Origin of the sequence: Streptomyces sp. S3(2020), from assembly GCF_013044505.1 — a bacterium.
Lineage (GTDB): Bacteria > Actinomycetota > Actinomycetes > Streptomycetales > Streptomycetaceae > Streptomyces.
Genome location: NZ_JABERD010000308.1, coordinates 1 through 8,367 on the forward strand (window position 1 = coordinate 1; position 8,367 = coordinate 8,367).

General features: G+C 70.2%; 7 protein-coding genes. All 7 read right to left on the reverse strand.

The genetic code is table 11. The features are described 5' to 3' along the window. Nucleotides 1–111: 111 nt before the first annotated feature. Entirely contained in the window at nucleotides 112–1,131 is a 1,020-nt protein-coding gene (locus HLK59_RS45730; RefSeq protein ID WP_171147592.1) for a TIGR03842 family LLM class F420-dependent oxidoreductase, read from the reverse strand. An 11-nt stretch (nucleotides 1,132–1,142) separates the two neighbouring features. Then, entirely contained in the window at nucleotides 1,143–2,546 is a 1,404-nt protein-coding gene (gene hydA, locus HLK59_RS45735; RefSeq protein WP_171147593.1) for a dihydropyrimidinase, read from the reverse strand. A 31-nt stretch (nucleotides 2,547–2,577) separates the two neighbouring features. Next, the gene (locus HLK59_RS45740) at nucleotides 2,578–3,420 is read right to left on the reverse strand and encodes a nitrilase-related carbon-nitrogen hydrolase (protein ID WP_171147594.1); all 843 of its coding nucleotides are present in this window, start codon (nucleotides 3,418–3,420) and stop codon (nucleotides 2,578–2,580) included. Nucleotides 3,421–3,575: 155 nt separating this feature from the next. Then, the gene (locus tag HLK59_RS45745; protein WP_171147595.1) at nucleotides 3,576–5,123 is read right to left on the reverse strand and encodes a PucR family transcriptional regulator; all 1,548 of its coding nucleotides are present in this window, start codon (nucleotides 5,121–5,123) and stop codon (nucleotides 3,576–3,578) included. A gap of 26 nt (nucleotides 5,124–5,149) precedes the next feature. Beyond that, a complete protein-coding gene (locus HLK59_RS45750; RefSeq protein ID WP_171147596.1) occupies nucleotides 5,150–6,439 on the reverse strand; it encodes an aspartate aminotransferase family protein in 1,290 nt (429 codons plus the stop codon). Further along, nucleotides 6,436–7,278, reverse strand: coding sequence for a nitrilase-related carbon-nitrogen hydrolase (locus HLK59_RS45755; RefSeq protein WP_171147597.1), 843 nt, complete (start codon nucleotides 7,276–7,278; stop codon nucleotides 6,436–6,438). Before HLK59_RS45755 ends, HLK59_RS45750 begins: the two co-directional genes overlap by 4 nt. A gap of 158 nt (nucleotides 7,279–7,436) precedes the next feature. Next, nucleotides 7,437–8,367, reverse strand: a 931-nt coding sequence (locus HLK59_RS45760) for a nitrilase-related carbon-nitrogen hydrolase (protein ID WP_277349584.1), incomplete at its 5' end; no start/stop codon positions are given.

The following is an 8,367-nucleotide window of genomic DNA, read 5'->3' on the forward strand; positions in this document are numbered from 1 at the left end:
TTTTTTTTTGTCAGGCGGAAGACGGGATGCTAGGGGGTCAGGTGGGTCGGGGGCTCGGAGATGTGTATAAGGGACGGGTGGGGGGGGTCGGGTGGAACGGGACTGCGGGGGTCAGGCGTTGACGGCGGGGATCACCTTCGAGCCGTAGGCGTCGATGACGGTCTCCTGCGCGTCGTGCATGTCGTAGACGGCGAACTGGTCGACGCCGAGCTCGCGCAGGGCGTTGAGCTTCTCGATGTGCTTCTCGACGGGGCCGATGATGCAGAACCGGTCGACGATCTCGTCGGGCACGAACGCGGTGTCGGGGTTGTCGGAGCGGCCGTGGTGGGAGTAGTCGTACCCCTCGCGGGCCTTGATGTAGTCGGTGAGTTCCTGCGGGACCATGCCGCCGCCCGAGCCGTACTTCGACACCAGGTCGGCCACGTGGTTGCCGACCATCCCGCCGAACCAGCGGCACTGCTCCCGGGCGTGGGCGAGCGCCTCGGGCGAGTCGTCCTCGGTGACGTACGCGGGGGCGGCGACGCAGATCTTGACCTCGGAGGGGTCGCGCCCGGCGGCGACGGCCGCGTCCTTGACGGCCTTGACCATGTACTCGGTGAGGTAGAGGTCGGCGAGCTGGAGGATGAACCCGTCGGCCTCCTCGCCGGTCATCTTCAGCGCCTTGGGGCCGTACGCGGCCATCCAGACGGGGAGTTCGGCGTCCTCCTTGATCCAAGGGAACTTGATGACCGTGCCGCCGAGGTCGGCCTCCTGACCGGAGCCGAGCGCCTTGATGACCTTCATGGCCTCGCTGATGCGGGCGAGGGTGTTCGGGGTACGGCCCGCGACGCGCATCGCGGAGTCGCCGCGTCCGATGCCGCAGACCGTGCGGTTGCCGAACATGTCGTTGAGGGTGGCGAAGGTGGAGGCGGTGACCTCCCAGGTGCGGGTGCCCGGGTTGGTGACCATGGGGCCGACCGTCAGCTTGGAGGTGTTCGCGAGGATCTGACTGTAGATCACGAACGGTTCCTGCCAGAGCACGGCGGAGTCGAAGGTCCAGCCATAGGTGAAGCCGTTGCGCTCGGCCCGCTTCATCAGGCTGACGACCTTCGAGGCCGGCGGGTCGGTCTGCAGGACGAGTCCGAAGTCCATGTGCGCCACTCCTAGGTGAGGTACTGACAGGTGGAGCGGGGGGTGTAGACGCCGTGCCCGGCGTGCCCGGTGTACTCCCGCTCGGTGATGACGAGTTCGCCGCGCGAGAGGACCGTCTCGACGCGGCCCGTGAGGCGCTTGCCCTCGTACGCCGAGTAGTCGACGTTCATGTGGTGCGTCTCGGCGGAGATGATCTGCTCCGCGTGCGGGTCGTAGATGACGACGTCGGCGTCGGCGCCCGGGGCGATGGTGCCCTTCTTGGGGTACATGCCGAACATACGGGCCGGGGTGGCGCAGGCGATCTCGATCCAGCGGCGGCGGCTGATGTGCCCGTCGACGACGGCCTGGTGGAGCAGGTCCATGCGGTTCTCGACGCCCGGCAGACCGTTGGGGATCTTCGAGAAGTCGCCGCGGCCGAGCTCCTTCTGACCCACGAAGCAGAAGGGGCAGTGGTCGGTGGAGACGACCTGGAGGTCGTTGGTCCGCAGCCCCTGCCAGAGCTTGGCCTGGTGCTCCTTGGGCCTCAGCGGAGTACTGCACACGTACTTGGAGCCCTCGAAGTCCGGTTCCGCGAGGTTGTCTGTCGACAGGAACAGGTACTGCGGGCAGGTCTCGCCGAACACGTTGAGCCCCTCGTCGCGCGCCCGCGCCAGCTCGGCCACTGCCTCCATGGCCGAGACGTGCACGACGTACAGCGGGGCGCCCGCGACCTGGGCGAGCTTGATGGCACGGTGGGTGGCCTCGGCCTCCAGGAGTCCCTTGCGGACCTCCCCGTGGTAGCGCGGGTCGGTCTCACCGCGCGCCAGCGCCTGCTCCACCAGCACGTCGATCGCGATGCCGTTCTCGGCGTGCATCATGATCAGTCCGCCGTTCTCGGCGGAGCGCTGCATGGCGCGCAGGATCTGGCCGTCGTCGGAGTAGAAGACCCCGGGATAGGCCATGAACTGCTTGAAGGAGGTGACGCCCTCCTCCACCAGCAGGTCCATCTCCTTGAGCGTCTCCTGGTTCACATCGGAGACGATCATGTGGAAGGCGTAGTCGATCGCGCAGTTGCCCTCCGCCTTGGCGTGCCAGGCGTCCAGGCCTTCGCGCAGGGAGTGGCCGACGCTCTGCACGGCGAAGTCGACGATGGTCGTCGTACCGCCCCAGGCGGCCGCCCGGGTGCCGGTCTCGAAGGTGTCGGAGGCGAAGGTGCCGCCGAACGGCAGCTCCATGTGGGTGTGGGCGTCGACGCCACCGGGGATGACGTACTTCCCGGTGGCGTCGATGGTCCGGTCGGCGGTGAACGATTCGGCCACCGGTGTGCCCGAGGCGGCGAGGGCGGCGATGCGGCCGTCCTCGATCAGCACGTCGGCGTGGATCTCGTCGGACGCGGTGATGACGAGACCACCGCGGATGACGGTACGGCTGCTCATGTTCCCTCTCCTGCCAGGGTGGTTGGTTCGGTCAGGGTGCGGTCAGCGGGGAGTAGGCGTCGGGACGGCGGTCCCGGAAGAACTGCCAGCGGTCCCGGACCTCCCGCAGCTTGGCCAGGTCCAGGTCGCGGACCACCAGTTCGGTCTCCTTGTCGCTCGCCACCTCGCCCACGAACTGGGCCTCGGGGTCGACGAAGTACGTCGTCCCGTAGAAGTCGTTGTCGCCGAGCTCCTCGACGCCGACCCGGTTGATCGCGCCGACGAAGTACTCGTTGGCGACGGCCGCCGCGGGCTGCTCCAGCTGCCACAGGTAGGCGGAGAGACCACGGGAGGTGGCCGACGGGTTGAAGACGATCTCGGCGCCCGCGAGGCCCAACGCCCGCCAGCCCTCCGGGAAGTGGCGGTCGTAGCAGATGTAGACGCCGATCCTCCCGACCTTGGTGTCGAAGATCGGCCAGCCCAGGTTGCCGGGGCGGAAGTAGAACTTCTCCCAGAATCCCGGGACTTGGGGGATGTGGTGCTTGCGGTACTTGCCGAGGTACGAGCCGTCCGCGTCGATCACGGCGGCGGTGTTGTAGAGGACGCCGGGCTGCTCCTCCTCGTACATCGGCAGGACGAGGACGATGCCCAACTCCTTGGCCAGCGCCTGGAATCGCTTGACGATCGGCCCGTCCGGGATCTGCTCGGCGTACTCGTAGAACGCCTTGTCCTGGACCTGGCAGAAGTACGGCCCGTAGAACAGCTCCTGGAAGCACAGGACCTGAGCACCCTGCGCGGCCGCGTCGCGGGCCGCCTGCTCGTGTACCTGGATCATCGATTCCTTGTCGCCCGTCCACGCGGTCTGGAAAAGGGCGGCGCGAATCACTCTGCTCATCGGGACCTCCGGTCGCTAGGTGTGCGAGAAGGCTAGAAAGTCCGAAAGCAGGCTTTGAGTTGCACGGTGTCACGTCTGAGGACGTTCGGCGTGCCACGGTGTCACCCTCTCGTGGACCCATGTTTCACCGCCGTTTTCCCAGGTCGTGGCATGTTTCAGCCCTGTTGCGCGTCGTGCGCGAGGAGCGCGATGTGCACCGATGCGGCCTGCTCGAAGTCGTCGAGGTCGACGCCGAGCCGCCCCTGAATCGCTTCCAGCCGGCGGTACAGCGCGGGCCGGGAGACGTGGTGGAGCTGGGCGGTGCGGGACTTGTTGCGACCGGTGGCGAGATACGTCCGCAGGACGGCGAGCAGTCCGTCCCCGGAGCCCGTGTCGCACAGCAGCCCGTCCAGTTCCCGCTCCGCGAAGGACTGCACCTGCGGGTCGTCGCGCAACAGCCGTATCAGACCGCGCAGATGGACGTCCTTGAGGCGTACGACAGCCGGGAGGTCGAGGATTCCGGAGGCGACGGCGTCCGCGACGTGCTGGGCCTCGCGCATCCCGGCGGGGACGTCGTCCCAGGCCGTACGGGGATCGGCCGCGGCCACCACGGTCTGGGGCAGCCGGGCCGCGAAGTTCGCCGTCAGGACCGAGGCGTCCTGGTCCCGGGCCAGGCTCAGCAGCACGGCGGTCGCCCCGTCGGCGAGTTCGGCGACGATTCCGGACAGGCCCAACAGGCGCAGCACGCGGTCGAGTTCGGCCGGGTCACCGTCCCGTACGACCAGCGGCACGAATGTCCGCCGGTTGACGGGCAGTCCGGCGGCCCGCGCCCGCGGCAGCAGCTGCCTCGCCGGTACGACCCCGCTCACCAGGTCGGTCAGCAGGCTCTGCGCGGACTGCTCCTCCCAGGTGTGGGCGGAGTTCCCGGCGAGCATGCGGTGCAGCACGAGGGCCTCGGCGGCCCGGTCGGCGAGCAGCCGCCCGGTGGCGGTGTCCCCGCGGTATCCGCACAGCAGGATCTGGCCCCAGCGTTCCCCGCGTCCGCCCAGCTCGGCCCTGATCCAGCCGTCCCCCTCGCTGCCGCCGGCCTGGCGGGCGATGCGCTCCCAGTCCCGCAGCACGTCGTCCACGGCCGGCCGCTCCCCCGCCGTGGCGAGGACACGATGGGCGAGGTTGGTGACGACGACCGGACAGGCGCTGTGCTGGGCGACGTCGTCGAGCAGCCGTTGCAGCGGGGCGCCCGCGGTGATGAGCCCGGTGAGACTGGTGCGTACGGCCTCGGAGAGGCTGACGGCGGCGAACTTCCGCCGGACCAGCCGGGACTGCACCTCCTCCGTCAGCTCGGCGAAGGGGAAGGGCCGGTGCAGGACGACCATGGGCAGCCCGCACCGCTCGGCCGCCCGCCGCATCACGTCCGGCGGGGCCGGGAACGCCCGTCCCAGGCCCAGGACGACCGCGGCCGCCTCCGCGCGGTGCAGGGACTGGATGTACTCGGCCTGCGCGCCCTCGTCGCCCGCGAGCAGCACCCCGGTGGTGAGGACCATCTCCCCGCCGGTGAGCATGACGCCGACGTCGGGTGCCTCGGCGACATGCACCCAGCGCACGGCCCGGTCGAGCTGGGCCGCGCCGGCCACCACCTCGGGCTCCCCGGCGAGGACCCGTTCCAGGGTGAGGACCTGGCGTACGGACAGGGCCGGTTCCAGATGGTCCAAGGTGGTGGTCATGGCGGTGGTTCCCTTGCTCCGTACTGCTACTGGATGCTCCTCAGAGCGTTCTCGAGGATCGCGGCGCCCTCCTCGGCCTCCGCGACGGTGAGGGACAGGGGTGGCGCGACCCGCAGGGCGCTGGTGTTGTGGCCGCCGCCCTTGCCGAGCAGCAGCCCGCCCTCGCGGGCCGCCTCCATCACGGCGGACGCGGCGTCCGGGTCGGCCTGGTCGGTGCCGGGCTTGACGAGCTCGATGCCGATCATCAGCCCGCGCCCGCGCACCTCCCGTACGCCGGGGGTCTGCGCGGCGACGGCCCGCAGCCGTTCGATGAGCAGCCCGCCGACGCGCCGGGCGTTGCCCTGGAGGTCGTGTTCCAGGAGGTACGACAGATTGGCGAGGCCGGCCGCCATGGTGACCTGGGTGCCGCCGAAGGTGGAGATGCTGTTGGCGTCCAGGCAGTTCATGATCTCGGCGCGGGCCACGACCCCGCCGATGGACATGCCGTTGCCGATGCCCTTGGCGAAGGTGAGGATGTCGGGCGGCCCGGAGGAGGCGTGCGCCTGCCAGCCCCAGAAGTGGTCGCCGGTGCGGCCCCAGCCGGTCTGCACCTCGTCGGCGATCCACAGGATGCCGCGCTCGGCGAGCACCTCGCGGAAGGCCGCGTACAGCCCGTCCGGGGGTGAGGTGAAGCCGCCGACGCCCTGGATGGGCTCGGCGATCAGGGCGGCGGGCGGGCGGGTGTGGCCGAGCAGGTCGGTCAGGTCGTCGACGCAGGCCGCGATGAACTCGTCGTCGCCGAGCGAGGCGTACGGGCCGCGGGTCCGCACGCCTCCGTGGACGTACAGCGTCTGGAGCGGGGACAGCGAGGTCGGGGACCAGCCTCGGTTGCCGGTGATGCCGACCGCGCTGAAGGAGCGGCCGTGGTAGCTGTTGCGCATCGCGAGGATCGTGTTGCTGCGGCGGTACGTCGTCGCGAGCATCAGGGCGGTGTCGTTGGCCTCGGTGCCGGAGGTGGTGAAGAAGACGCGGGCGTCCGGGATGCCGGACAACTGGGCGACGCGCTCGGCGAGTTCGACCATCGGCCGGTTGAGGTAGAGCGTGGACGAGTGGATGATCCGCCCGGCCTGCTCGCTCACCGCCTTCGTCACCTCGGGCAGCGCGTGGGCGGTCATCGTCGTCAGGATGCCGCCGAAGAAGTCGAGGTACTTGTTGCCCGCGGCGTCCCAGACGTGACGGCCCTCGCCGTGGGTGATCTCCAGCGGGTCCCGGTAGTAGAGGGCGAGCCAGTCGGGCAGCACGGCGCGGTGGCGGCCCAGCAGGTCCTTGTCGGTCACGGCTGCACCAGCCCTTCGTAGGCGTCGGGCCGTCGGTCCCGGTAGAAGGCCCACTGCTGCCGTACCTCTTCGATGAGGTCGAAGTCGAGGTCCCGGACGAGAAGTTCCTCCACCTTGTCGCTGGCGGTGTCCCCCACGAACTGGCCGCGCGGGTCCACGAAGTACGAGGTGCCGTAGAAGTCGTTGTCGCCGTACTCCTCGACGCCGACCCGGTTGATCGCGGCGATGTAGTACTCGTTGGCGACGGCCGCGGCGGGCTGTTCCAGGCGCCAGAGGTAGGAGGAGAGCCCGCGGTGGGTGGCCGACGGGTTGTAGACCAGCTGGGCTCCGTTGAGCCCGAGTTGCCGCCAGCCCTCCGGGAAGTGGCGGTCGTAGCAGATGTAGACGCCGACCTTGCCCACGGCGGTGTCGAAGACGGGCCAGCCGACGTTGCCCGGCTTGAAGTAGTACTTCTCCCAGAAGCCCTTGACCTGGGGGATGTGGTGCTTGCGGTACTTGCCGAGGAAGGTGCCGTCGGCGTCGATCACGGCCGCGGTGTTGTAGTAGAAGCCGGACTGCTCGACCTCGAAGACCGGTACGACGATCACCATGCCGGTCTCGCGGGCGAGCTCCTGCATACGAACCACGGTCGGTCCGTCCGGCACCGGCTCGGCCCAGCGGTAGTGCTCCGGCTCCTGGACCTGACAGAAGTAGGGGGCGTTGAACACTTCCTGGAACCCGATGATCCTCGCGCCCTGCCGGGCCGCCTCCCGGGCGTGCTCCTCGTGTTTCGCCACCATGGACTCGGTGTCGCCGGTCCAGGTGGCCTGGACCAGAGCGGCACGTACGACGTTGGCCATGAGCTGCTCCTTCGACGGGACCTCAGAGCCTCTACGCCCGTAGACAAAGGCCGTAGAGGGTCGAAAGTAAGCCTCTCCGGGAGCCTTGCCAAGACCATCGTCGTTAACCCGCGGAGTCGATCACGTTTCACACTCTCGTGGGTGATCGGCCGTACCCGTCAGGTGGTGAAGCCCGCGACCCGCAGTGCGTGGACGAGGTCCCAGTGGCGCTCCTGCGAGACAGCCCGGGCGGCCTCCAGCAGCAGCGGTACGAGGGTCTGCGGGCCGGGGGCGGCGCTGCGGGCCGCTTCCTCGGGGGTACGGACACGGACGTAGGCGTCGAGCAGCGCGCGCACCTCGCGGCGGCGGCCCTCGGCGACCAGCCCCAGCACGGCGGCGCCGATCTCCTCGGCGGGCCGGGCCACGCCCTGCCGCAGGATCTGCTCCCCGTCGCCGCCGCGCCCGGCCTCGACCAGCGCGTCCGCCGCGGCGACCAGCCGCTCGGCGGGCAGCGAGGCGGCCTCCCAGAGCAGGGTCGCCCAGTCGTGCCCGAGCCCGGCGCGCTGGAGCTCGCCGGCCAGCCGCGGGAAACGGGCGGCGGGCCAGTAGGCGGCCTCGACGAGCAGCGCGTGCGCCTCACCGCTGCGTCCCTGCGCGCGCAGCCGCACCAGCGTCTCGACCGTCTCCGCGACCTCCCGCCCGGCCCCCGCGTCCACCGGCTCGGCCTGCGGCTCCGGCGACACCGCGGGCTCGTCGGCGGCCCCGGCGAACCGGGCACCACGGGGGTTGCGGCGGGTGCGGGGGGGGGGGGGGGGGGGGGGGGGGGGCGCGGGGGGGCGGGGGGGCGGGGGGGGGGCGGGCGGGGCGGCGGTGGGGCGGAGGTGACGCCAGCCCTGCGGGAGTTTGCGGTGGTAGCAGATGTAGCCGCCGAGCTGGGCCACGGCGGTGTGGAAGACGGGTGAGCGGACGGTGTCCGGCTGGAAGTAGGAATGCTCCCAGAAGCCCTTGACCGTGGGGATGTGGTTCTTGCGGTACCAGCCGAGGAAGGTGCCGTGGGCGTCGATCACGGCCGCGGTGTTGAAGTAGAAGGCGGACGGCGCGACCTCGAAG

Bases quoted from the DNA above. Each gene is read 5' to 3' on its own strand.
- HLK59_RS45730 (WP_171147592.1), bottom strand. From the start codon at position 1,131: ATGGACTTCGGACTCGTCCTGCAGACCGACCCGCCGGCCTCGAAGGTC.
- hydA (WP_171147593.1), bottom strand. From the start codon at position 2,546: ATGAGCAGCCGTACCGTCATCCGCGGTGGTCTCGTCATCACCGCGTCC.
- HLK59_RS45740 (WP_171147594.1), bottom strand. From the start codon at position 3,420: ATGAGCAGAGTGATTCGCGCCGCCCTTTTCCAGACCGCGTGGACGGGC.
- HLK59_RS45755 (WP_171147597.1), bottom strand. From the start codon at position 7,278: ATGGCCAACGTCGTACGTGCCGCTCTGGTCCAGGCCACCTGGACCGGC.
- HLK59_RS45745 (WP_171147595.1), bottom strand. From the start codon at position 5,123: ATGACCACCACCTTGGACCATCTGGAACCGGCCCTGTCCGTACGCCAG.